Annotated in this window: 21 protein-coding genes; 17 read left to right on the top strand and 4 right to left on the bottom strand. The window is 73.3% G+C overall.

What is annotated here, in order from left to right; all coding sequences use genetic code 11:
• Positions 1-46: 46 nt before the first annotated feature.
• Positions 47-1,300 carry a heparan-alpha-glucosaminide N-acetyltransferase domain-containing protein gene (locus ACFVNO_RS07190; protein ID WP_355265908.1) on the top strand — a complete coding sequence of 418 codons (1,254 nt, stop codon included), beginning with the start codon at positions 47-49 and terminating at the stop codon, positions 1,298-1,300.
• Between the two features lie 7 nt (positions 1,301-1,307).
• On the opposite strand, the gene ACFVNO_RS07185 is transcribed toward ACFVNO_RS07190, so the two are convergent.
• Positions 1,308-1,991 carry a hypothetical protein gene (locus ACFVNO_RS07185; protein WP_220559786.1) on the bottom strand — a complete coding sequence of 228 codons (684 nt, stop codon included), beginning with the start codon at positions 1,989-1,991 and terminating at the stop codon, positions 1,308-1,310.
• 355 nt (positions 1,992-2,346) lie between these two features.
• On the opposite strand from ACFVNO_RS07185, the gene deoC reads away from it, so the two are divergent.
• The 6 genes from deoC to ACFVNO_RS07155 all read left to right on the top strand — a co-directional run bounded on the left by deoC (position 2,347) and on the right by ACFVNO_RS07155 (position 8,951).
• The gene (gene deoC, locus ACFVNO_RS07180) at positions 2,347-3,294 is read left to right on the top strand and encodes a deoxyribose-phosphate aldolase (RefSeq protein ID WP_220559787.1); all 948 of its coding nucleotides are present in this window, start codon (positions 2,347-2,349) and stop codon (positions 3,292-3,294) included.
• A 2-nt stretch (positions 3,295-3,296) separates the two neighbouring features.
• Complete coding sequence (locus tag ACFVNO_RS07175; protein WP_220559789.1) at positions 3,297-4,727, top strand: aldehyde dehydrogenase family protein; 1,431 nt, start codon at positions 3,297-3,299, stop codon at positions 4,725-4,727.
• Entirely contained in the window at positions 4,720-5,658 is a 939-nt protein-coding gene (locus ACFVNO_RS07170) for an aldehyde dehydrogenase family protein (protein WP_378890187.1), read from the top strand. The genes ACFVNO_RS07175 and ACFVNO_RS07170 overlap by 8 nt, the downstream gene beginning before the upstream one ends.
• 183 nt (positions 5,659-5,841) lie before the next feature.
• A complete protein-coding gene (locus ACFVNO_RS07165; protein ID WP_355266024.1) occupies positions 5,842-6,453 on the top strand; it encodes a GNAT family N-acetyltransferase in 612 nt (203 codons plus the stop codon).
• Positions 6,450-7,247: a purine-nucleoside phosphorylase gene (locus ACFVNO_RS07160; protein ID WP_220559791.1), complete on the top strand. Its 798-nt coding sequence runs from the start codon at positions 6,450-6,452 to the stop codon at positions 7,245-7,247. Before ACFVNO_RS07165 ends, ACFVNO_RS07160 begins: the two co-directional genes overlap by 4 nt.
• A 27-nt stretch (positions 7,248-7,274) precedes the next feature.
• A complete protein-coding gene (locus tag ACFVNO_RS07155; protein ID WP_355265900.1) occupies positions 7,275-8,951 on the top strand; it encodes a phospho-sugar mutase in 1,677 nt (558 codons plus the stop codon).
• Positions 8,952-8,980: 29 nt separating this feature from the next.
• Here ACFVNO_RS07155 and ACFVNO_RS07150 read toward each other — a convergent pair whose 3' ends face one another.
• Positions 8,981-9,472: an Lrp/AsnC family transcriptional regulator gene (locus ACFVNO_RS07150; protein WP_220559793.1), complete on the bottom strand. Its 492-nt coding sequence runs from the start codon at positions 9,470-9,472 to the stop codon at positions 8,981-8,983.
• 682 nt (positions 9,473-10,154) lie between these two features.
• Here ACFVNO_RS07150 and ACFVNO_RS07145 point away from each other — a divergent pair.
• The 10 genes from ACFVNO_RS07145 to ACFVNO_RS07100 all read left to right on the top strand — a co-directional run bounded on the left by ACFVNO_RS07145 (position 10,155) and on the right by ACFVNO_RS07100 (position 21,269).
• Positions 10,155-11,195, top strand: a complete 1,041-nt coding sequence (locus tag ACFVNO_RS07145; protein ID WP_378890182.1) for a thiamine pyrophosphate-dependent dehydrogenase E1 component subunit alpha — start codon at positions 10,155-10,157, stop codon at positions 11,193-11,195.
• On the top strand, positions 11,192-12,214 hold the full coding sequence (locus tag ACFVNO_RS07140) for an alpha-ketoacid dehydrogenase subunit beta (protein ID WP_220559795.1): 1,023 nt from the start codon (positions 11,192-11,194) through the stop codon (positions 12,212-12,214). The genes ACFVNO_RS07145 and ACFVNO_RS07140 overlap by 4 nt, the downstream gene beginning before the upstream one ends.
• Before the next feature lie 7 nt (positions 12,215-12,221).
• Positions 12,222-12,560, top strand: coding sequence for a biotin/lipoyl-containing protein (locus tag ACFVNO_RS07135; protein WP_355265890.1), 339 nt, complete (start codon positions 12,222-12,224; stop codon positions 12,558-12,560).
• 168 nt (positions 12,561-12,728) lie between these two features.
• Positions 12,729-13,427 (top strand): alpha/beta hydrolase, encoded by a 699-nt coding sequence (locus tag ACFVNO_RS07130; protein ID WP_355266021.1) that lies wholly within the window; start codon positions 12,729-12,731, stop codon positions 13,425-13,427.
• A gap of 407 nt (positions 13,428-13,834) precedes the next feature.
• Entirely contained in the window at positions 13,835-14,893 is a 1,059-nt protein-coding gene (locus ACFVNO_RS07125) for a BMP family ABC transporter substrate-binding protein (protein ID WP_355265887.1), read from the top strand.
• 173 nt (positions 14,894-15,066) lie between these two features.
• Positions 15,067-16,674, top strand: a complete 1,608-nt coding sequence (locus tag ACFVNO_RS07120; protein ID WP_355265884.1) for an ABC transporter ATP-binding protein — start codon at positions 15,067-15,069, stop codon at positions 16,672-16,674.
• Complete coding sequence (locus ACFVNO_RS07115; protein ID WP_220559801.1) at positions 16,671-18,236, top strand: ABC transporter permease; 1,566 nt, start codon at positions 16,671-16,673, stop codon at positions 18,234-18,236. The genes ACFVNO_RS07120 and ACFVNO_RS07115 overlap by 4 nt, the downstream gene beginning before the upstream one ends.
• The gene (locus tag ACFVNO_RS07110) at positions 18,233-19,495 is read left to right on the top strand and encodes an ABC transporter permease (RefSeq protein ID WP_378890175.1); all 1,263 of its coding nucleotides are present in this window, start codon (positions 18,233-18,235) and stop codon (positions 19,493-19,495) included. The genes ACFVNO_RS07115 and ACFVNO_RS07110 overlap by 4 nt, the downstream gene beginning before the upstream one ends.
• Positions 19,474-19,890 carry a cytidine deaminase gene (locus ACFVNO_RS07105; RefSeq protein ID WP_220559803.1) on the top strand — a complete coding sequence of 139 codons (417 nt, stop codon included), beginning with the start codon at positions 19,474-19,476 and terminating at the stop codon, positions 19,888-19,890. Before ACFVNO_RS07110 ends, ACFVNO_RS07105 begins: the two co-directional genes overlap by 22 nt.
• 89 nt (positions 19,891-19,979) lie before the next feature.
• The gene (locus ACFVNO_RS07100; RefSeq protein WP_355265879.1) at positions 19,980-21,269 is read left to right on the top strand and encodes a thymidine phosphorylase; all 1,290 of its coding nucleotides are present in this window, start codon (positions 19,980-19,982) and stop codon (positions 21,267-21,269) included.
• 61 nt (positions 21,270-21,330) lie between these two features.
• Here ACFVNO_RS07100 and ACFVNO_RS07095 read toward each other — a convergent pair whose 3' ends face one another.
• Both ACFVNO_RS07095 and ACFVNO_RS07090 read right to left on the bottom strand, forming a co-directional pair.
• Positions 21,331-22,602 (bottom strand): ABC transporter substrate-binding protein, encoded by a 1,272-nt coding sequence (locus ACFVNO_RS07095; protein WP_378890171.1) that lies wholly within the window; start codon positions 22,600-22,602, stop codon positions 21,331-21,333.
• 836 nt (positions 22,603-23,438) lie between these two features.
• The gene (locus tag ACFVNO_RS07090; RefSeq protein WP_378890166.1) at positions 23,439-23,918 is read right to left on the bottom strand and encodes a hypothetical protein; all 480 of its coding nucleotides are present in this window, start codon (positions 23,916-23,918) and stop codon (positions 23,439-23,441) included.
• Positions 23,919-23,960: the final 42 nt, after the last annotated feature.

Genomic DNA, 23,960 nt, shown 5'->3' with positions numbered 1-23,960 from the left:
ACGGTCTTGATTGTGGCCCTACCGCCGGAGGCATAGCCTGGCCCGCGTGGCACAGAAGCGACCAGACGACACCACCGCGCCGGCCTCCGGCCCGGCCCCCGCCCGGACCAGGATCGACGGCATCGACGCGGCCCGGGCCCTGGCGGTCTTCGGCATGTTCATCGTCCACCTGGGCGTGGACTCCATGGGCCTGCTCTCCCCGGAGGACTACGCCTGGGACCTGCACGGCATCGTGCGGGGCAACTCGTCGGCGCTCTTCGCCTTCCTGGCCGGGGTCTCGCTGGCGATGATGACCGGCCGCACCCGGCCGCTCGCGGGGGAGCCGCTGTTCCGGGCGGTGGTGCGGATCGTCACCCGCGCGGTGCTCATCGCCCTGCTCGGCCTGATCCTGGACCTGATGGCGGTGCCGGTCGCCATCATCCTCACCTACTACGGCGGGTTCTTCCTGCTCGCCCTGCCCCTGGTCAGGCTGCGCTCGTGGATGCTGTGGACGGTCGCGGGGGCGCTGGCCGTCGTTGGCCCGCCGCTGTCGTTCCTGCTGCGCGACACCCTGTTCCCGGTCCAGCCGCGCACCGGTGCGGTCACCTCGTTCACCGAGTTCTTCCTCACCGGCTACTACCCGGCGATCACCTTCATGGTCTTCATGACCGCGGGGATGGCGGTGGGCCGCCTGGACCTCACCGACCGCGCCGTGCGCCTGCGCCTGCTCGCCGGCGGCGCCGTCGCCGCGGCCTGCGGCTACCTGGGCTCGTGGCTGGCCCTGGGGCCGCTGGGCGGCATGGAGCGGCTGATGGAGCTGCGCGCCCCCGAGCTTGCCGGAGCCCCGCTGTCGGCGGTCACCGATCCCGTCGCGCTGGAGGAGCTGCGCTACGCGGTCGACCAGGAGGCCGAGTCGATCTCCGGACAGGTGCCCACCGACTCGTGGTGGTGGCTGGCGGTCAACACCCCGCACACCGGCACGACCTTCGAGATCCTGGAGGCGGTGGGGCAGGGCCTGGTGGTGCTCGTCCTGTGCATGTGGCTGTGCGAACGGGCCCGCCCGGTGATGTACCCGCTGGTCTCGGTGGGGCGCATGCCGCTGACCGTCTACACGGGCCACCTGGTGGTGATCGCGATGCTCGTCGCGGCCGCCGGGTACGAGTTCCACACCCCGTGGCTGACCGAGCGGTTCATCCTCGGGGCGCTGCTCTTCGCCACCTTGTGGCGTCTGGCGTTCGACCGGGGCCCCGCCGAGTTCCTCCTGGGCGAGGCCGCCGACGGGACCGTGCGCCTGGTCGACTCCCTGCGCGACCGGGCCTGACCCGGGATCACCGCTCGGGGCGGCGGATGGTGGACGAGGTCCGGTCCCGGTGGGCCAGCGTGTCGGAGGTGGTGCGCGCGTTCTGCCGGATGAGCCGGCGGGCGTCGTCGGCCGCCGACCGGGCCACCGCCGGGCTGGCCACCGGCCGCAGCGCGGGCTCGGCGTCCTCGGGCAGGCCGAGGTCCACCGGCAGCCCGGCCCTGCCGATCACCCGCAGCTGGGCGCCCTCCTGGGAGAGGGAGGGACGGATGTCCCCGTCCGGGGTGCGCCAGGCGCGCAGCCGGGCCGCCAGCCACTCGGTGCCCCGGCGCTCGGGGCCGGTCGGCCACGGCTCGCCGTCGGGCCGGTGGCCCAGCGCGTGCAGCACGTCCTCGGTGGTCCACCCGGCGGAGAACAGCCGGGCCGCCTCCGTGCGCAGCGACGCGAAGTCCACCCCGCGCAGCGTCGGGTCCTCGGCGTGGATCATCTCGCAGGCCCGGTGCACGTCGCGCGGCGTGTGCAGGGGCCGGGTGCGCAGGTCCGGCTCGGGGCGGCGCAGCAGGGCGTCGTCGACGGTGACGATGACCTCCCCGCGCCGGTTGTCCCAGATGCCCACGTCCTCCCGCGCCCACCCCTGGGACTCCGCCAGGGCCGTCGCCAACCTGCGCAGGTCGACCTGCGCGTCCTCGCTGCTGATCCGGAACTCCGCCATGGGGCAAGGGTACGCACGGGAGGCGCCCGGACGCGCCGCGGCGGGGGCCGGGGGAGGGGCGCACAGGGACAGTCCGGTATAGACCGCCCTCGGCCCTCCTGTGACCGAGGACATGGCCGGGAGTCCCCTTTCCGGGGGTTCGCACCAAGGAATTGGAGGAAAAGACCATGGTTCGGTCAAGCTTCGGTTGGACTCTCCTCCAACCTTGGACGGTGCGTCGTCGAGGGGTACCGGCGGCCCGCGCCCCCGGGGTTATGGTGACCACCTGACGGCCCGGAGGGGATCGCCGATCCCTCCCGCGCCGCCCCCGCCGACCCGGCGGAGGAGCCCGTCCCATCGTTCGACCGAGCTGTAGGTGCCCGTGTCCCACACCGCATCCGCGCCCGAGGCGATGACCGACCGCGCGCTCCGGGCGTTCCTGCACGGACTCCCGGGCGTCGATGAGGTCGGCGCCCGCGCCCGTGCCCAGGACCTGTCCACCAGGTCCGTCAAGACCACCGCCAAGGCCCAGGCGATCGACCTGGCCATCTCCATGGTCGACCTGACCACCCTGGAGGGGGCCGACACGCCCGGCAAGGTGCGCTCGCTGTGCGCCAAGGCCGCGCTGCCCGACCCCGCCGACCGCTCCGTGCCGCACGTGGGCGCCGTCTGCGTCTACCCCGACATGGTGTCCGTCGCGGTCGCGGCGCTGCGCGGCACCGGCATCGGCGTCGCCTCCGTCGCCACCGCCTTCCCGTCCGGGCGCGCGCCCCTGGAGGTCAAGCTCGCCGACACCGCCCGCGCGGTGGCCGACGGCGCGACCGAGATCGACATGGTCATCGACCGCGGCGCCTTCCTGTCCGGCGACTACCTGAAGGTGTACGAGGAGATCGGGGCCGTCAAGGAGACCTGCGGCGACGCCCACCTCAAGGTCATCCTGGAGACCGGGGAACTGGTCACCTACGACAACGTGCGCCGGGCCTCGCACCTGGCCATGCGCGCGGGCGCCGACTTCATCAAGACGTCCACCGGCAAGATCTCCCCGGCGGCCACCCTGCCCGTCGTCCTCGTCATGCTGGAGGCGGTGCGCGACCACCGCGCCGAGACCGGCCGCTACGTGGGCGTCAAACCGGCGGGCGGCATCCGCACCACCAAGGACGCCATCCGCAACCTGGTCCTGGTCAACGAGACCGCCGGACCCGCCTGGCTCACCCCGGACCTGTTCCGGATCGGTGCCTCCAGCCTGCTCAACGACCTGCTCATGCAGCGGACCAGGCTGACCACCGGCACCTACCCGGGCCCCGACTACTACACGCTGGACTAGCCGTGATCTTCGAGTACGCGCCCGCCCCGGAGTCCCGCTCCGTCGTCACCCTGCGCGAGTCCTACGGGCTGTTCATCGACGGGGAGTTCACCCCCGCGGCGAGCGGCGAGAACCTGACCAGCCTCAACCCCGCGGACGAGACCAAGCTCGCGCAGGTCGCCGTCGCCGGCCCCGAGGACGTGGAGCGGGCGGTCGCCGCCGCCCGCCGCGCCCAGGAGACCGTGTGGGGCCGCATGTCCGGCGCCGAGCGGGGCAAGTACCTGTTCCGCATCGCCCGCATCGTCCAGGAGCGCTCGCGCGAGCTGGCGGTGCTGGAGTCGCTGGACAACGGCAAGCCCATCAAGGAGACCCGCGACGTCGACCTGCCGCTGGTCGCCGCCCACTTCTTCTACTACGCGGGCTGGGCCGACAAGCTCGCCCACGCCGGGCTGGGGCCCGACCCCAGGCCCCTGGGCGTGGCCGCCCAGGTCATCCCGTGGAACTTCCCGCTGCTCATGCTGGCGTGGAAGATCGCCCCGGCGCTGGCCACCGGCAACACGGTCGTCCTCAAGCCCGCCGAGACCACCCCGCTGACCGCGATGGTCTTCGCCGAGATCTGCCAGGAGGCCGACCTGCCCCCGGGCGTGGTCAACATCCTCACCGGCGCGGGCGAGACCGGACGCACCCTGGTCGAGCACCCCGGCGTGGACAAGGTCGCGTTCACCGGGTCCACCGAGGTCGGGCGGCGGATCGCCCGCTCCGTGGCGGGCACCGACAAGCGCCTCACCCTGGAACTGGGCGGCAAGGGCGCCAACATCGTCTACGACGACGCCGCCATCGACCAGGCCGTCGAGGGCATCGTCTCGGGCATCTTCTTCAACCAGGGCCACGTGTGCTGCGCCGGGTCCCGGCTGCTGGTGCAGGAGTCCGTCGCCGACGAGGTGCTGGCCAGGCTCAAGGAGCGCGTCGCCAGGCTCCGGCTGGGCGACCCGCTGGACAAGAACACCGACATCGGCGCCGTCAACTCCGCGGCCCAGCTGGAGCGCATCCGCGAGCTGGCCGACAGCGGCGAGGCCGAGGGCGCCGAGCGCTGGTCGCCCGCCTGCGACATCCCCGAGAGCGGCTACTGGTTCGCGCCGACCATCTTCACCGGCGTGTCCCAGGCCCACCGGGTGGCCCGGGAGGAGATCTTCGGCCCGGTCCTGTCGGTGCTGACCTTCCGCACCCCCGACGAGGCCGTGGCCAAGGCCAACAACACGCCCTACGGGCTGTCGGCCGGGGTGTGGACCGAGAAGGGCTCGCGCATGCTGTGGACCGCGGAGCGGCTGCGCGCCGGCGTCGTGTGGTCCAACACGTTCAACAAGTTCGACCCGACCAGCCCCTTCGGCGGCTACAAGGAGTCGGGCTACGGCCGCGAGGGCGGACGGCACGGATTGGAGGCCTACGTTGGCTGAACGACGCGGCGGCAAGAAGGCCGGTGCGGCCAAGGCGGCGGAGGCGCCCGCCGTCCCCGCCCGCCTGGCGGTCCGCAAGACCTACAAGCTCTACCTGGGCGGGGCCTTCCCGCGCTCGGAGTCGGGCAGGAGCTACCCCGTGACCTCGAACGACGGAACGCACCTGGCCAACGCCGCACTGGCCTCGCGCAAGGACGCCCGCGACGCGGTGGCCGCCGCGCGCAAGGCGTTCGCCGGGTGGTCCGGGCGCACCGCCTACAACCGGGGCCAGATCCTCTACCGGGTCGCCGAGGTCCTGGAGGGGCGGCGCGACCAGTTCGCCGCCCAGGCCGTCGCCGCGCAGGGGCTGAGCAGGGCCCGCGCGCAGGAGGTCGTCTCCGCCGCCATCGACCGGTGGGTGTACTACGCCGGGTGGACCGACAAGGTCGCCCAGGTCGTGGGCGGGGCCAACCCCGTCTCGGGCCCGTACTACAACCACTCGGCCCCCGAACCGGTCGGCGTGGTCGTGGTGTTCGCCCCGCAGAACGCGCCGCTGCTCGGCCTCACCTCGGTGGTCGCCCCGGTCATCGCGACCGGCAACACCGCCGTGGTCGTGGCCTCGGAGGCCGCCCCGCTGGCCGCGGTGGACCTGGCCGAGGTGCTGGCCACCTCCGACCTGCCCGGCGGGGTGGTCGACCTGCTCACCGGGCGGGTGCCGGAACTGGGCCCGCACCTCGCCTCGCACGCCGACGTCGACGCTCTGGACCTGACGGGGGCGGGCCCGGACGCGGTCGCCTTCGAGGAGGCCGCCGCGCAGACCCTCACCCGGGTGGTGCGCCCCGGACCGGGCGCCGACGCGGGCGAGGAGGCCTGGCTCGACCCCGACCCCGGCACCTCGCGGATGACGCCCTTCCTGGAGACCAAGACCGTCTGGCACCCCGTCGGCGTGTGAGGCCGTGCTTCTTCGGGCCCCCGGAACCCCGTGGGCGCCCTCGCGGCCCCTCCCGCCGCCGTCCGCGGGCGGCCGGCCCCGGCTTGCGCCGGACCCGGATCGAACGCCAGTGTGAGGCGGGGCGGGTCGTGTCCGCCCCACACGGGAGAGGAGCCCACGGTGGGCGATGCGGTCGAGGATGTGATGGAGACGGTGCGGACCCCGGGCGGTGCGGCGCCGCGCCTGGTGCGGCTGGACCTGGACACGCGGGAGGCCGCCCTGCTGCGCGCGGCCGTGCTGCGCCACCGGCTGGCCCCGGGCCAGACCCGGTTCGTGGGCCTGCCGGTGGCCACCCTGCCCGCCGCGGACGCCGACCCCGACCGGGTGCCGTTCGCCATCGCGGTCGGCCCGGTCGCCGACGCGGCCGGGGCTGCGGAGGCCGCGGTCGGGTTCGGCGTGCTGGACGGCGGGGCCGGCCTGCGCGAGCTGGTCGACGAGCCACAGCGCGCCGTACTCCTGCGCGCCTACTACGTCACGCCACAATGGCAGGGCCGGGGCATCGGCCGGGCCGCCTGTTCCGCGCCCCTGCTGGACCGCCTGGCCGCCGAGGCCGCGCCGTACGCGGCCGAGGCGGTGCTGTGCGTCAACACCGCCAACCCCGGCGCCCGGCGGGTCTACGAGGCCGCCGGCTACACCGACACCGGGCGCGTCATCTCCAGTGACACGGGCCCGCAACACGTGATGTCGCGCCCCCTGGACACCGGGGCGCACCCCGCGCCGCGCCAGCGGCCCGAACGAACGGAGAACCCGCTGTGACCACCGGACCCGAGGCCCTCGCCGAGCAGGCCGCCGCCGCGCTGCGCTCGCGCACCGGCGTGGACTCCTACGACATCGCCCTGGTCATGGGCTCGGGCTGGGCGCCCGCGGCCGACCTCCTGGGCGAGGGCAGGGACGAGCTGCCCACCGCCGAGCTGCCCGGCTTCCTGCCGCCCGGCGTGGAGGGGCACAGCGGCACCGTGCGCGGCATCGTCGACGGCGACCGCAACGTCCTGGCCTTCCTGGGCCGCACCCACCTGTACGAGGGGCACGGCACCGACGCCGTCGTGCACAACGTGCGCACCGCCGTCGCCGCCGGGGCCAAGACCATCGTCCTCACCAACGCCGCGGGCGGCATCAACTCCACCTACTCGGTGGGCTCGCCGGTGCTCATCGCCGACCACCTCAACATGACCGCCCGCTCGCCGCTCACCGGGGCCACCTTCGTCGACCTCACCGACACCTACTCGGCCGAGCTGCGCACCCTGGCCCGCGAGGTGGACCCGCGCCTGCCCGAGGGCGTCTACGCGGCCATGCCCGGCCCGCACTTCGAGACCCCCGCCGAGATCCGCATGCTCCGCGCCATGGGCGCCGACCTGGTCGGCATGTCCACCGTGCTGGAGGCCATCGCCGCCCGCGAGGCCGGTGCGCGGGTGCTGGGCATGTCCCTGGTGACCAACATCGCCGCCGGGCTGGAGGGCGCCAACCTCGACCACGAGGAGGTGCTGGCCGCCGGTCGCGACGCCGCCGACACCGTGGGCCGCCTGCTCGCCGACATCGTCGCCCGTATCTGACCCGAGCCGGCCCCGAGGAGACCCGACATGACCACCGACACCGTCGCCCGCGCCCGCGCCTGGCTGGAGGCCGACCCCGACCCCGCCACCCGGGAGGAGCTGTCCGCCCTGCTGGAGCGGGTGGCCGCCGGAGACGCCGAGGCCGCCGCCGACCTGGGCGACCGCTTCGCCGGGCGGCTGGAGTTCGGCACCGCCGGCCTGCGCGGCGCGCTGGGCGCCGGACCCAACCGGATGAACCGGGCCGTGGTCATGCGCGCCGCGGCCGGCATCGCCGCCTGGCTGCACGGCCGCGGCGGGGCCGGGCACGTGGTCGTCGGCTACGACGCCCGGCACCGGTCGGCGGACTTCGCCCGCGACAGCGCCGCCGTCCTCACCGGGGCCGGGCACCGGGTCTCCCTGCTGCCGGGCCCGCTGCCCACGCCGGTGCTGGCCTTCGCCGTCCGGGACCTGGGCGCCGACGCCGGGATCATGGTCACCGCCAGCCACAACCCGCCCCAGGACAACGGCTACAAGGTGTACGTGGGCGGGGACCGCGACGACGCCGGGGCCCAGATCGTCGCCCCGACCGACATCGAGATCTCCGCGGCCATCGACGAGGTCGGCCCGCTCTCCGCACTGCCCCTGGGCACCGAGTGGACGGTGCTGGGCCGGGAGGCCGTCGACCGCTACCTGCGGGCGGTCACCGCACTGGTCCCGCCCGGCCCCAGGGAGCTGTCGGTGGTCTACACCGCGATGCACGGGGTCGGCGGCGCGGTCCTGGTGGAGGCGATGGAGCGGGCCGGGTTCCCCGCGCCCGAGAGGGTGGCCGCCCAGTTCGACCCCGACCCGGACTTCCCGACGGTGGCCTTCCCCAACCCGGAGGAGCCCGGGGCGCTGGACCTGGCGCTGGCCGCGGCCGCGGAGGTCGGCGCCGACCTGGTGGTCGCCAACGACCCCGACGCCGACCGGCTGGCGCTGGCGCTGCCCGGGCGCGGCCCGCTCACGGGCGACGAGGTGGGCGGACTGCTCGCCGAGTACGTGCTCGACCACACCACCGGGGACGACCGGGTGGTGGCCGCCTCCATCGTCTCCTCCAGCCTGCTCGGCAAGATCGCGCGCGAGCGCGGGGTGCACTACGAGGAGACCCTCACCGGGTTCAAGTGGCTGGCCCGGGCCGGCGCGCCCGGCTCCCGGCGCGTCTTCGCCTACGAGGAGGCCCTGGGCTACTGCCTGGGGGGAGACGGCGGCCGCCCCGTCGCGGACAAGGACGGCATCGGCGCTGCGCTGGCGGCGGCGGCGCTGGCCGCGGCGGCCAAGGCGGACGGGCGGACGCTGGCGGACCTGCTCGACGACCAGGCCCGCAGGTACGGGCTGCACCTGAGCGACCAGCTCTCGGTGCGGGTGACGGACCTGTCGCTCATCGACACGGCGATGCGGCGGCTGCGCGCCGAACCGCCCGCCGCGTTCGGTCCCCTGAAGGTCGCGGGGATCGACGACTTCGCCGCCGGGCACGCGGGCCTGCCGCCGACCGACGCCCTGCGCTTCCGTCTGGAGGGCGGGGCCCGGGGGCGTGTGACGCTACGGCCTTCGGGCACCGAGCCCAAGCTGAAGGCGTACGCCGAGATCGTGATGGACGTGGAGGGCGAGGTCGCGGCCACCCGCGCGCAGGGTTCGGCGCTGCTCGCCGAACTGATGGCCTCGGTCGCCCTGGTGGTACGGGGGTAGTGGGGGGTTCGGGGGGATAGGGGTCCGTTTCACTCGGTGTCGCCGGGCTCCACGACGGGACGGTGCACGACCTCGTCGATGACGGTGAGCGTCTGGGTGGACGTCACGCCGGGGAGCGATTGCAGGCGGGTCAGGATCAGGTCCCGCAGCTGGTTGGTGTTGGCGACGCGGACCAGCAGGACGATGTCCGCCGAGCCGACCACGTACCAGCAGTATTCGATCTCGGGGTAGGAGGAGAGGATCTCCCGGTTGGCCCGCCAGTCCGGCTGGCTGCCGGAGATGAGCACGAGCGCGGTGACGCCCAGGCCCATCTTGGAGTGGTCGGTCACCACGGAGTAGCCGCGGATGACGCCCTCGTCGGTCAGGCGCTTGATCCGGTTGTAGGCCGTGGCGCGGGAGACGTTGGCCAGCGCGGCGATCTCCGTGATCCCGGTCCGCGCGTCCTTGGCGAGCGCGCTGAGGATCGTCTGGTCGGTCGCATCCGGCCGCCGGCCGTTCCGGCGTTGCTCGCCCATGGCCATGTGGGTGCTCCTCGTGTCTTCTCGTTCCAGTGCAAGCCCCTTTCCATCGTCGTCGACCGGGGCTAACGAACTACCAGGTAAACATCGTTTGCTTCCATCGGGGTCTCAGTCGCCGAGACGATGTCCGTCTGCGTATGCGCCCGATCACCAGGGGGTGCGTACAGGTGGTCTCACCATGCGGAATCTTCTTCTCGCGCTCCCGGCGCGCGCCGGCGCCGGGGTCAACCGACTGTACCCAGGGTTGACGCGGCGATCGGTGCGGGGGTTTCCGGTGGCCGGGGGCGCTCGCGCGCGGGTTCCGCGGCGGTGACCGGTGTTCTCGCGGGATGGCCGCTTTCGGTCGTCTCTGTCGTGCCGCGCCGCCTTTTCCTGGTCGGACTGCTGGGGTGCATCCGAACGTATGCGCTCCACTGTCGAACGGGGCACCCATCGTGGCCAACTGCGATCGTTCTGTGATGATGGGCGCCGATTAGTGGTGTATAGGCGCACCTGTCGTTTTCGCCGGTGGCGTGGGTCACTCGTTGGACGATGGCGAACCAGACGTGCTTTTTCGTTCCCATCTGTATCAAGTTTTCCAGATTATCTGGCGCAAGTGTCGAGTGATCCGGACAATCGCCTCATCAGTCAACAGACCACCCAGGAGTCCGGCGCTTGCGACGGACCATGTTGGGAGCCGCTGCACATGTCGACCCACGAGCCGCCGGGCCGGGACTCCGTCTCCGTGGACCACCTGGACCCCGACCTCACCCGCGCGCTGTACACGCACATGCGGACCGCACGCGACCTGGACGCCGAGGCCGTCGCCCTCCAGCGCCAGGGCGTCTTCCCGGCCTACGTGTCCGTCCGCGGACAGGAGGCGGCCCAGGTCGCCAGTGCGGCGGCGCTGGACCCCGAGCGCGACTTCGTCTTCCCCACCTACCGCGAGATGGCCTCGGCGCTCGCCTACGGGGTCGAGATGGTCGGCTACATGGCCACCCACCGGGCGCTGTGGCACGGCGGGCTCTACGACGTCATGGAGTCCCGCTTCGGCGCCATCAACGCCGTCGTCGGCGGCCCCGTCCCGCACGCCGTCGGCTGGGCGGTCGGCGAGCGCATGCGCGGCGGCGAGGGCGTCGCCCTGGCCTACTTCGGCGACGGCGCCAGCTCCGAGGGAGACGTCCACGAGGCCATGAACTTCGCCGGGGTCTACGGCGCGCCCGTCGTCTTCTTCTGCCAGAACAACCGCTGGGCCCTGTCGGTGCCCAACGAGCGCCAGGTCGCCGGCGGCTCCGTGGCCGCCCGGGCCCGGGGCTACGGCATGGCCGGGGTGACGGTGGACGGCAACGACGCCGCCGCCGTGTACGACGCCGTCACCGAGGCCGCCGCCCGCGCCCGCCGCGGCGAGGGCCCCACCCTCATCGAGGCCCTCACCTACCGGGTGGAGCCCCACTCCACCTCCGACGACACCGGCCGCTACCGCGACGAGACCGAGGCCGACCTCTGGCGGGCGCACCGCGACCCGGTCGCGCTGCTGCGCGCCGCCCTCCTCGAGGCCGGCCACGCCACCGCCGAGGAGCTCGACGCGATCGACGCCCGGGCGAGGAAGCGCGCCGAGGAGATCCGCGACGGCGTCTCCGCCGCACCCGAGCCCGACGGCTCCGAACTGTTCACGCACGTCTTCCGGGAGACCACCCAGGAGCTGACCCGGCAGCGCCGCATCTGGGAGGAAGAGGTCCAGCCGTGACGGAACTCATCGACCGCACCGACGCCGCCGCCGAGACCCCCGTGCTCGAAGAGCTGTCCATGCAGCAGGCCATCAACCGGGCCCTGCGCGTCCTCCTGGCCGAGGACCCGGACGTCCTGGTGTTCGGCGAGGACGTGGGCGCCCTGGGGGGCGTCTTCCGGGTCACCGACGGACTCCAGAAGGAGTTCGGCGACCAGCGCGTCTTCGACACCCCCCTGGCCGAATCGGCGATCATGGGGATGGCGGTGGGCCTGGCCATGAACGGCTGGCGCCCCGTGCCCGAGCTCCAGTTCGACGGGTTCGCGTATCCGGCCATCGACCAGATCGTCAACCAGGTGGCGCGCATGAACTACCGCACCCGCGGCGCCGCACCCATGCCGATCACCCTGCGCCTGCCGTCCTTCGGCGGCATCCAGGCCCCCGAGCACCACGGGGAGAGCCTGGAGGCGCTCTTCGCCCACACCCCCGGGCTGAAGGTCGTGGCCCCCTCCGACCCCGCCGACGCGTACAGCCTGCTGCTGCAGTCCGTGCGCTCCGACGACCCGGTCGTCTACATGGAGCCCAAGGCCCGCTACTGGGACCGCCGCCCGGTCCGGCTCACCGAGCCGACCGACCCCATCGGCACCAGCCGAGTCGTCCGGCCCGGCCGCCACGCCACCCTCATCGCCTGGGGCGCCATGGTCCACCGGTGCGTCCAGGTGGCCGAGCTCGCCGCGGAGGACGGCGTCGAGCTGGAGGTCCTGGACCTGCGCTGGCTCAAGCCCATCGACGCCGCCGGGCTGGCCGCCTCGGTCGCGCGCACCAAGCGCGCCGTGGTCGTCCACGAGGCCCCGCTCACCGCCGGGCTCGGCGCGGAGGTGGCGGCCCTGGTCACGGAGCAGTGCTTCCGCGACCTGGCCGCCCCCGTGCAGCGCGTCACCGGTTTCGACGTCCCCTATCCCGCGGGTCCCCTGGAGCCGCAGTACCTGCCGACGATCGACCGCATCCTGTTCGCGGTGCAGAGAACCCTGGAGTACTAGAACGACCATGGCTGAAGAGAACGTCACCTTCACCCTCCCCGACCTCGGGGAGGGCCTCGTCGAGGCCACCGTCCTGGAGTGGCAGGTGTCCGTCGGCGACGTCGTCGAGCGCAACGCCCCGCTCGTGGAGGTGGAGACCACCAAGTCGGCCGTGGTCATCCCCTCGCCCAAGGCCGGGCGGATCGTCGAGCTGCACGCGCGGGAGGACCAGGTCGTCCCCGTGGGGGACCCGCTGGTCACCTTCGCCGTCGAGGCGCAGGAGCAGCAGGCGGGCATCGTCGGCAGGGTCCCCGCCGAGGAGGCCCGCCCCGCCCGCCGCGTCCGGCTCAGGCCGCCGTCGGACTGACCCGGTCCGCACACGGGGTCCGTTCGGAGGAAGCCACGAGCGGAGGCGGATTTTCCGCCTTCCGTTTATCGGAACCTCTGAAAGGACCCCGTTCCTTCTCCTGTTAATACATACGGCCGCACAAGGATTGAGGGATTCATGTCTGCGAATCTCATCGGCGACGTGACAATGCGCTATGTGGATTTGCGTCCGCAGTCCCCGGCGGACGCCGTCCCCGTGCTTCTGCTCCACGGTTTCGGGACGAACTTCGACATGAATTGGCAGGCCGCCGGGTGGCCCCGGCTGCTGGACTCCGCGGGGTTGCGCGTGCTCGGCCCGGACCTGCGAGGGCACGGCGCCAGCGGGAAACCCGGCGACGACGCCTCCTATCTCCCCGAATGCTTCGTCTCCGACCTCGTCGCCCTGCTCGACGAACTCGGAGTGGAGCGGGTCGACGCCGTCGGATACTCCATGGGCGCGCGGCTGGCCTGGGAATTGGCGCTCACCCGGCCCGAGCGGGTGCGCCGCCTGGTCCTGGGGGGATTCGGCCCGGTGAACGCGTTCGACGGCACCGACCTGTCCGCACCCGGCGAGGGGGCGACGCCCTTCGACCACGTGTTCCGCACGGTCGCCGCGCTGCCCGGCAACGACCCGGCCGCGCTGGCCGCCTGCGCCCGCGGCCAAGCGGCCCGGCCGTTCTCCGCAGAGCCCCCCGTCACGGTGCCGACACTGCTGGTCACGGGCGCCAAGGACGCGATCGCGGCGGGCGCCGCCGAGCTGGCGGCGGCGGTCGACGGGGCCCACGTGGAGATCCCCGGGCGGGACCACCTCAACGCGGTCTCCTCGCGGCTCTTCAAGCAGGCCGTGCTCGACTTCCTCGCCTCCTGAGAGGCGGGGTCGCGCCCCGGTCCGGTCCGCCGCTCCCAACGCCGGGCCCCGGGGCGCCGGTCCGGGCTCCGGCGGGACCGCCCGCCGGAGTCCAGACCGGTCTAGACCGGCACCGCCCCACGTGCCGTTGTGACCCGTTGTGGCGGCCGGAGGGCCTTGTGTAGTAGTGGCTCGTCGGGGCCCCGCAGGGGGCGGGAATATACCTCCCCGGCAAACGTGGTCGCCCCCGTCCGGGTGTGTGCTTGGTAACTTCCGAGTAAGGCCCCGTGTCATTCAGCTCTCGCCTTCATAACAAGTCTGTGTGCCGGTTGGGTGTACTTTCCACTACCGGATATCGTCCGACCGCAGAACTCAGCCCGGCCCCCGGTTGAAAGCGGGCCGCTGAGAGGGCGAAGGGGAGTTAACAAGTGAAGCGCAGCAACACGCTCAGGTTCGCCGCCATCGCGGCGGCCGGTGTGCTTGCCCTCACCGCGTGTGACAACGCGGCCCAGGAGGGATCGGGCGAAGGGGGCGGCGACGGCGGCGAGGAGGCCTCCGAGCTCCGCGTCGGACTCGCCTACGACGTCGGCGGTCGTGGCGACCGCTCGTTCAACGACTCGGCCTACCGCGGCCTGGAGCAGGCGATGAACGAGCTGGGCATCGACGCCCAGGAGTTCGAGCCCACCGACGGCGAGGCCGACTCCGCCAAGGTGGAGCGCCTGTCCACCATGGCCGAGGAGGGCTACGACGTCATCATCGCGGTCGGGTTCGCCTACGACGGCGCCGTCCGCGAGGTCGCGCCGGAGTACCCGGAGGTCGACTTCGCGATCGTCGACTCCGAGATCGCCGACGTCGACAACGTCACCAGCCTGGTCTTCGCCGAGGAGCAGGCCTCCTTCCTGGCCGGTGCCGCCGCGGCGCTGTCCACCGAGGAGGACCACGTCGGCTTCGTCGGCGGCGTCGAGACCCCGCTGATCCACAAGTTCGAGGCGGGCTACGCGGCCGGTGTCGCGCACGTCAACGAGGACATCACGGTCGAGGTCGACTACCTCAGCCAGCCGCCGGACTTCAGCGGCTTCAGCGACCCGGCCCGCGGCCGCGAGCTGGCCCAGGCCCAGTACGACCGCGGCGCCGACGTGATCTACCACGCCGCCGGCGCCTCGGGCAACGGCGTCCTGGAGGCCGCCGTCGCCAACGACTTCCTGTTCATCGGCGTCGACAGCGACCAGTACGAGAACGCCGAGGACGACCAGAAGCCGTTCGTGCTGACCTCCGCGATCAAGCAGGTCGACGTGGCCGTGTTCGAGCTGATCCAGTCCGCCGCCGAGGGCGACGTCGCCGCAGGCATCGAGCGCTTCGACCTCGCGGGCGGCGGTGTCGACTACACCACCTCCAACGAGGAGCTCATCAGCCCGATCCAGGCCGAGCTCGACGAGATCAAGCAGCAGATCATCGACGGCGAGATCGAGGTTCCGACCGAGCCGTAAACGCGCGATCGCGCACCTGAACCGCGGGTAGGACCCGTGGTGACTCACGGCCTGGGACGGCCGCCGGACGGGGGACCCCCGCTCCGGCCGCCGTCCCGGCCGTCGTTACGCGGACGAGGGCGTCCGGCGGTGGCGACCGGCCCCGCGCCGCTCCGCATTCCTCAAGGAGACAGATGAGCAGCACGCCATCGGGCGATGGGGGCCAGGCGCCCCCCGCCGTTGAGCTGCGCGGGATCACCAAGCGTTTTCCCGGGGTCGTGGCCAACCACGACATCGACATCTCCGTGGCCCCCGGCACCGTGCACGCCATCGTCGGCGAGAACGGTGCGGGCAAGTCCACGCTGATGAAGACCCTGTACGGGATGCACCGTCCCGACGAGGGCACCATCGCCGTCAACGGCGTCCAGGTGAAGTTCAACTCGCCGTCCGACGCCATCAAGAACGGCATCGGCATGGTGCACCAGCACTTCATGCTGGCCGACAACCTCACCGTCCTGGAGAACGTGGTGCTGGGCGCCGAGCGCCTGCACGGCATCGGCTCCAAGGCGCGCACCGAGATCCTCCGCCTGTCCGGGCAGTACGGCCTCGGGGTCGACCCGGACCGCCTGATGGAGGAGCTGGGCGTCGGCGACCGCCAGCGGGTGGAGATCCTCAAGGTCCTCTACCGCGGCGCCCGCACCATCATCCTGGACGAGCCCACCGCCGTCCTGGTCCCGCAGGAGGTCGACGAGCTCTTCGACAACCTGCGCGAGCTCAAGAGCGAGGGCCTCACGGTCATCTTCATCTCGCACAAGCTCGACGAGGTGCTGTCCGTCGCCGACGAGATCACCGTGATCCGCCGCGGCACCACAGTGGCCACGGCCGACCCGCGCACCACCACCGCGCGGGAACTGGCCACGCTCATGGTGGGCGGCGAGCTGCCCGTCCCCGAGCTGCGCGAGTCCACGGTCACCGACAACGTGGTCCTCTCCCTGGACGGGGTCACCGTGCGCTCCGCCGACGGCCGCGCCGTCGTCGAGGGCGTCACCCTCGACATCCACGAGGGCGAGATCGTCGGCATCGCCGGCGTCGAGGGCAACGGCCAGTCCGAGCTCATCGAGGCCATCATGGGCATGCGGCCGGTCGCCGGCGGCCGCATCCGGCTGGGCGGCGACGACGTCACCGGCTGGCACACCCTGAAGATCCGCGAGGCCGGGGTCGGCTACATCCCCGAGGACCGGCACCGCCACGGCGTGCTGCTGGAGTCCTCCCTGTGGGAGAACCGCATCCTGGGCCACCAGACCAAGCCGCCGAGCGTGCGCGGCCCCTGGATCGACAGGGCCGGGGCGCGCGCCGACGCCGAGCGCATCGTCGCCGAGTACGACGTGCGCACGCCCAACATCGACGTCATCGCCGACGCCCTGTCCGGCGGCAACCAGCAGAAGTTCATCATCGGCCGCGAGATGAGCGGGAACCCCCGCTTCCTCGTCGCCGCCCACCCCACCCGGGGTGTGGACGTCGGCGCCCAGTCCGCGATCTGGGAGCAGCTGCGCGAGGCGCGCGCGGCGGGCCTCGCGGTGCTGCTGATCTCCGCCGACCTCGACGAGCTCATCGGCATGTCCGACACACTGCACGTCATCCTGCGCGGCCGCCTGGTCGCCCAGGCCGATCCGGCCACCGTCACCCCCGAGCAGCTCGGCTCCGCCATGACCGGCGCCACCCTCGGCGGCGACGGGGCCACCGACAGCACAGAAGGTGGCAGCGGTGACGACACCGCCGACCGGAACGGGGGTGGATCGTGACTGAGAAGAGCACCCGCCCCGGAACGTCCCGGGCACTGCTCCCGGCACTCCTCATCGCCCTGCTGGGCACGGGCGTCACCGCCGCCCTCGACACGGTGCTGCTGTGGTGGGCGGCACTGATCATCGGGGTCGTCCTGGCGTTCGCCGCCGTGGTCCTGGTGGACCGCCGGATCCCCGACGCCAGGCGGGCCGGCGCCGCGGGGACCAAGGAGGAGGGCACCACGCTGCACCGCACCCTGGTGGTCCCGACCGCCCTGGTGCTGTCGGTGGTCTCCGGCCTGCTGGTGGCCTGGTTCCTCGACCTGTCCCTGATCGAGCCGGTGGCCGCCGCCGTGGGCGCGCTGGTCGGCTCGGGCGCCGCCTTCCTGCTGTACCGCCGCCTGGCGGCGATGCTCGCGCTGTCCTTCGCCGCGGTGTTCGCCGCCGGGATCATCGCGATCGCCGTCACCGCGCTGGTGCTGTTCTTCAGCGGGATCGCCCCGGGCGCCACCTTCGCCCGGATGATCGAGTACGGCACCCGGCCCAACAGCCTGGTGCAGATCATCAACGACGGCACCACCTACTACCTGGCCGCCGTCGCCGTGGCGATCGGCTTCAAGATGAAGCTGTTCAACATCGGCGTCGACGGACAGTACCGGCTCGCCGCCCTGCTGGCCGCCGCCGTCGGCGGCTGGCTGGTGCTGCCGCCGGTGCTGAGCCAGATCGTCATCATCCTGGTCGCCGTCGCGGTGGGCGGGGCCTGGGCCGGCATCGCCGGGTACCTCAAGGTCACGCGCGGCGTGTCCGAGGTCATCTCGACGATCATGCTCAACGCCATCGCCACCGGCATCACCGCCTACCTGCTGAACACCGACCGCCTGGCGGTGGAGATCAGCACCAACAACATCGGCACCCCGCCGCTGCCGGAGGGGTCCTGGGTGCCCGGCGTCCCGGCCCTGTTCCTCGGCTCGGAGCGGGAGATCTTCGGCCTGGTGTTCCTGGCGATCGCCGTGGGCATCGGCTACGCGGTGATGCTCAACCGCACCCGCTTCGGCTTCGAGCTGCGGGCCACCGGCCAGTCGCAGAGCGCCGCCGAGGCCAGCGGTGTCAACGTCAAGAAGATGGTGTTCCTGTCCATGCTCTTCTCGGGCATGGTCGCGGGCCTGGTGGGCATGCCCCAGCTGCTCGGGAGCTCCCACTACTACGCGCTGGACTTCCCGACCGGCATCGGCTTCATCGGCATCGCCATCGCGCTGCTGGGCCGCAACCACCCGGTGGGCATCGCCTTCGCGGCCCTGTTCTGGGCCTTCCTCAACCAGGCGGCGGGCATCCTGCCCTTCGACGGCATCCCGCAGGAGATCGCCGTCATCGCCCAGGCCACCATCGTCCTCACGGTCGTCGTGGTCTACGAGATCGTCCACCGCTGGGGCCGCCGGTACCAGCAGCAGCAGATCGGCAAGGAGCTCGGCACCACCGTCGCCGGGCCCGCCGAGGAGACCGTGCCGGCCGGCACGGCGTCCGACAGCGGTGACGCCACCGGGGACGACACCCCCGGCGGCGACCGCGGCGGGGAGGCGAAGTGAGCCAGGAACTCAACGTGATGGAGCCGGTGGCCGCGCCCCCGGCCCGCTCCGGCGGCCGGTCGGTGTGGCGCCTGCTCAGCCTGTTCGGCGCGGTCCTGGTGGCCCTGGCGGGCCTGCGGGTCGTCACCGGCCAGGACATGCTCACCGACGCGGGCACCGTCCGCACCACCCTCACCTTCGCGGTGCCCATCGCCCTGGCCGCCCTGGGCGGCCTGTGGGCCGAGCGGGCGGGCGTCATCAACATCGGCCTCGAGGGCATGATGATCCTCGGGACCTGGTTCGGCGCGTACTTCGCGTGGTCGACCGGCAGCCCGTGGATCGGCCTCGCCGCCGGTGTGCTGGCCGGTATGGCGGGCGGCCTGCTGCACGCCGTCGCCACGGTCACCTTCGCCGTGGACCACATCGTGTCCGGTGTGGCGATCAACATCCTCATGCTCGGCGCGATGCGCTACCTGTCCATCCTGGTCTACGCCGACGTGCCCGGGGCCGGCGCCTCGCAGTCGCCCACCGCGCCGCCCTTCCCGCAGCTGAGCCTGCCCGGGGTGGCGGACGCCCTGGGGCCCGTCGCCGCCAGCGGGATCCCCGTGGTCGGCGACCTGGCGTCCCTGGTCATCGGCGTCACCACACGGCTGTCGGCGCTGACGGTCATCGCGATCCTCATGATCCCGGTGACCTACCTGGTGCTGTGGAAGACCGCGTTCGGACTGCGGCTGCGCTCGGTCGGCGAGAACCCCGACGCCGCCGAGTCCCTGGGTGTGCCCGTGTACACCTTCAAGTACATCGCGGTGATCATCTCCGGCGGCCTGGCCGGCATGGGCGGGGTGTTCCTCGCCGTCGTCGCCTCGCAGATCTACCAGGAGGGGCAGACCGGCGGCCGCGGCTACATCGGTCTGGCCGCGATGATCTTCGGCAACTGGCGGCCGGGCGGCCTGGCCATGGGCGCCGGGCTGTTCGGGTACACCGACGCCCTCCAGATCCGCGGCGGCGGCGCGGCGATCCACGCCCTGCTGCTCCTGCTGGCCGTGGTGCTGCTGCTGGTCGCCCTTTGGCAGGTCCGCCAGGACCGCAAGGGCCTGGCGATCGCCGGCGCGATCGCGGCCGTGCTGCTGCTGGTCTGGTACTTCACCACCGACTCGCTGCCCCGCGAGCTGGCCACCTACAGCCCGCACATCGCGACGCTGCTGGTGCTGTCGCTGGCCTCCCAGAGGCTGCGGCCGCCCGCCGGGGTCGGCAAGCAGTGGAGGGCGAGCCGGTCATGAGCACTGCGGAGGCCGTGGACTGGGAGGCGCTGCGCGGCGCCGCCCGGGAGGCCATGACCCGCGCCTACGCGCCGTACTCGCAGTACCCGGTGGGCGCGGCGGCGCTGGTCGACGACGGCCGCACCGTCAGCGGCTGCAACGTGGAGAACGCCTCCTACGGGGTGGGGCTGTGCGCCGAGTGCGGCCTGGTCAGCGCCCTGCACGCCACCGGCGGCGGCCGACTGGTCGCGTTCGCCTGCGTGGACGGCCAGGGGGCGACCCTCATGCCGTGCGGGCGCTGCCGCCAGCTGCTGTACGAGCACGGCGGGCCGGACCTGCTGGTGGACACCCCCGAGGGGATCCTGACCATGGACCGGGTCCTGCCGCAGGCCTTCGGTCCGCACAACCTGGCCTGAGAACCAAGAGAACAGGCACCATCCCTCTCCCCGGTCGCCGCCCGAACGGCGGCGGCCGGGGAGACCCGTTTTCTCCCGGAAGGAATGACATGGACGTCATCGAGATCATCCGCGCCAAACGCGACGGGGGAGAGCTCACTCCGGAGCAGATCGACTGGGTGATCGACGCCTACACCCGCGGCGCGGTCGCCGAGGAGCAGATGTCGGCGCTGGCCATGGCGATCTTCCTGCGCGGCATGAACCGCGCCGAGGTGTCCCGGTGGACCGAGGCGATGCTGGCCTCCGGCGTCCGGCTCGACTTCTCCGACCTGGACCGGCCCACCACCGACAAGCACTCCACCGGGGGCGTGGGCGACAAGATCACGCTGCCGCTCACCCCCACCGTCGCCGCCTGCGGCGCGGCGGTGCCCCAGCTGTCCGGCCGGGGCCTGGGGCACACCGGCGGCACCCTGGACAAGCTGGAGTCCATCCCGGGCTGGCGGGCAGCCCTGAGCACCGACGAGATGCGGTCCGTGCTCGCCGACACCGGCGGGGTGATCTGCGCGGCCGGCGAGGGGCTGGCCCCGGCCGACCGCAAGCTGTACGCGCTGCGCGACGTCACCGGGACCGTGGAGTCGATCCCGCTGATCTCGGCCTCCATCATGAGCAAGAAGCTCGCCGAGGGCACCGGCGCCCTGGTGCTGGACGTCAAGGCGGGGTCGGGGGCGTTCATGAAGGACGTCGACTCGGCCCGCGAGCTGGCCCGCACCATGGTGGACATCGGCACCGACCACGGGGTGCGCACGGTCGCGCTCATCACGGACATGTCCGTGCCGCTGGGACGCCAGGTGGGCAACGCCCTGGAGGTCGCCGAGTCCGTGGAGGTGCTCTCCGGGGGCGGCCCGGCCGACGTGGTGGAGCTGACCGTGGCCCTGGCCCGGGAGATGCTCGCCGCCGCGGGGCTCACCCCGGGCGAGAACGGGGTCAAGGACCCCGCCGAGGCGCTCCGGGACGGCAGTGCCCTGGAGTCGTGGAAGCGGCTGATCCGCGCCCAGGGCGGCGACCCGGACGCCCCGCTGCCGCAGGCGGCCGAGCGCCGCACCGTGCTCGCCCCGGCCTCGGGCGTGCTCACCCGCCTGGACGCCTACCAGGTGGGCCTGGCAGCCTGGCGCCTGGGCGCGGGCCGCGCCCGCAAGGAGGACGCGGTGTCCTTCGGCGCGGGAGTGACCCTGCACGCCAAGCCGGGGGAGACCGTCGCGGCCGGCGAGCCGCTGTTCACCCTGCACGCGGACGAGCCGGAGCGCTTCGAGCGCGGCGCGGCCGCGCTGGAGGGCGCCTTCGACATCGACCCGGACGGCGTCTTCGAGCCGGGCCCGATCGTCATCGACCGCATCGCCTGACCGCCGTGCACGCCGCGGGGCGGGCACCGGGACCCCCGGCGCCCGCCCCGCGGGGAGCGGGTCAGGAGCCCAGGGAGAACGTGCGGACCTCGGTGTCCACGGGCTCGCCCTCGCCGTGCAGGCGTACCACCTCGAACGGCACGTCCACCAGCAGGTTGCCGTCGTCCCAGGTGAGCGGACCGCGCGGGCCGACGTAGGCGATGTCCTGCCCGGCGCGGACACGGGCCACGCAGTCCTCGTACCCGGTGCACTCCCGGCCGCCCGCGCTCACCGCGGGCATCCGGGCGGCGACCTCGGCGGGCTCGACCGAGCCCGCGGCCTCGGCGGCCAGGGCGACCAGGTTCACGCAGTCGTACAGCGCGGCCGTCACCCCGCCGAACTGGGCGGCGTAGGACATGTCCCCGCTGTCGGAGGAGCCCCACTCGATCTCCGGGAAGCGCTCGCCGCCCGAGTGGTGGCGGACCACGGTCGACCCGGCCGGGCCGAGGGAGTCCAGCGGGGCGGTCGGGTTCGCGACGAGCGGGAGGCCGGGGAGGTAGACGCCCTCGGCCGGAAGGCCGTGGTCCATCAGGGATTCGGTGACCACCACGGCGGTCGGGTCCAGGGGGATGACGGCGTCCGCCCCCTCCTCCAGCAGCTCCGCCGCCCCCGTTGCGTCGGAGAACGGGTCCGCCATGGCCCGCAGGAGGTCCACTCCGACGACCTCGACGCCGTGGGCCTGGGCCTCGGCGGTGATGGCGTCCAGCCAGACCTCGCTGCCCGGCGTGTGCGGTACCACGATCTTCTCGCGGCCGTCCTCGGCGGTCAGCCGGACCAGCGCCCGCACCATCTGGTCCTGGCCCGGGATCGCGGAGAAGTACAGGCCGTCCCCGAAGCCCGGTGTCGTGGTGTAGGGCTCGGCGTTGCCGCAGTAGAGGGTGCCCGCCTCGAGCAGCCCCGGGAGCAGCTGTTCGCCGCCCATCGCGTGGGAGCCCAGCACGGCGTCCAGGTCGGCGCCCAGCAGGTCCCCGGCGTCCTCCGACGCGACCGGGGCGGCCACCTCGTGGCCGAGCACACCGCCGACGGCGTTGATCTCCTCCAGGGCGAGGGCGATGGCCTCCTGCTTGGGCCCCGTGCTGCCCTCGGCGGAGAACAGCCCCAGGGCCAGGGGCTCGGGGGAGACCGCCAGGGGGTCGCCGACCGACGGGGTGCGCAGCCAGTAGGCCGCGCCCGCGGCGGCGCCCATGAGGACGACGGCCAGGGCCACCGCGCCGATGACCAGCGGGCGCCGGTTCGGCGCCTTCGGCGCGGCGGGCGCGGGTGTCTCGGGCGGGGGAGGGGGAGGGGTGGTCATGGTTCTCCGAAGGGGGAATGGGGATGCCGGCGGCGGGTGCCGCCGTGGTCGGTTCGGCGGGCCGGAGGCCGGGTCCGGGCCAGGGGGGTTCGGGACGCGCGGGCCCGCGGGCGCCGCGCCTTCCTCAGCGTCGTGCGCGGGGGTTCGCCCGCCGGGCACGGCCGGGACGGTGGTGTGGAGCCGCTCCGCCGGGGTGCCCGGGCGGATGTTCCCGCCGGCGTGGACCCCGGCGGGCCCTCGGCGGGGATCACCGCGCCGGTGCCGAAGGGGCCGACACGTGCCGGCCCGCGCGGCGGGTCCGCGAGGGTGCCCCCTGGGGGTCCGTCCGGTGCGCAGGGCGGGGGCAGTTCGCACGGCGGGTCCGCGGAGATGCCCCCTCGAGGGCCGTCCGGTGCGGAGGGCGGGGTCGGCCCGCGTGGAGGGGCCGCGAGGGTGCCCCCCGGGCGGTCCATGCGGGCCACCCGGACGCGGACGGGCGCGGCCTCCTCGCCGGTGACGGGGCCGTTCTCCTCGCATGGCCCGGGGGCGCGTACCCGATGGCAGGGGGCCCGGGGGGAACCTCTGGGGAGGAGGCCGGGGCCGGCCCGCCGGTGGGGACCCGGGCGGCACCGGTGCGGCCGGTGGCGGGGGAGCGGGCCGGGGCCGTACCGGCGGCGGCCATGACGATGATGAGGGGGGCGACGCGGGCACCGGGCAGGGGCCGGGGGCGGCGCACCGGGGAGGGGGATGCCAAGGGGGATGGTCTCCGGGGCACGGGAGAAGGCGGCCTTTATGTGGCTTATGCCTTACTTGTCAGGGTTTGCGCATCCTAGCAGTCCCGACCCTCGGCGGGCCCGTCAGATCCGGCCCGCCGCGATGACGTAGGTGACGATGGCCAGGACCACGAACAGGCCGCCGGCCAGCACCGTCGCCGAGGACAGCCAGCGCGCCCAGGGGCGGGTCGTCGCCCGGCCCAGGAACAGCGACAGCGACGCCGTCAGCACGGTCAGCACGCCCAGCCCGCCGTAGGCGAGCAGGTCGGCGTTGACGGAGGCCAGGTGGCCCTCGGTCTCCAGCGTGACATCGGTGAAGGCGAACCGGCCGAAGAGCTCGAACAGGCGCTGCCCGGTCGCCGCCGGTGCGAGCAGCAGCAGGGAGGCCAGGGCGAAGGTCTCGGCCGACAGGACGCCCGGCGCGCTCGCCGCGCGCCCGGCGTCCAGGAAGGCGTCGGCGGCCGGGGCGTTCGCCTCGGGGGCGTCGTCGGCGGGGGCGGCCGCGGCGGGGGTGTCGTCGGAGGCGGCGTCGTCGGCGGGGGTGGTGTTCTCGGAGGTGCTCACCCGGACAAAATATCCGCTCGCTCCCCGGTTCCCCGAGGGTGA

This window comes from Nocardiopsis sp. NPDC057823 (genome assembly GCF_042797335.1).
GTDB classification, from domain to species: domain Bacteria; phylum Actinomycetota; class Actinomycetes; order Streptosporangiales; family Streptosporangiaceae; genus Nocardiopsis; species Nocardiopsis changdeensis.
Note: the sequence above shows the minus strand (reverse complement) of the source record. Positions and strands in the feature narration are given on the sequence as shown.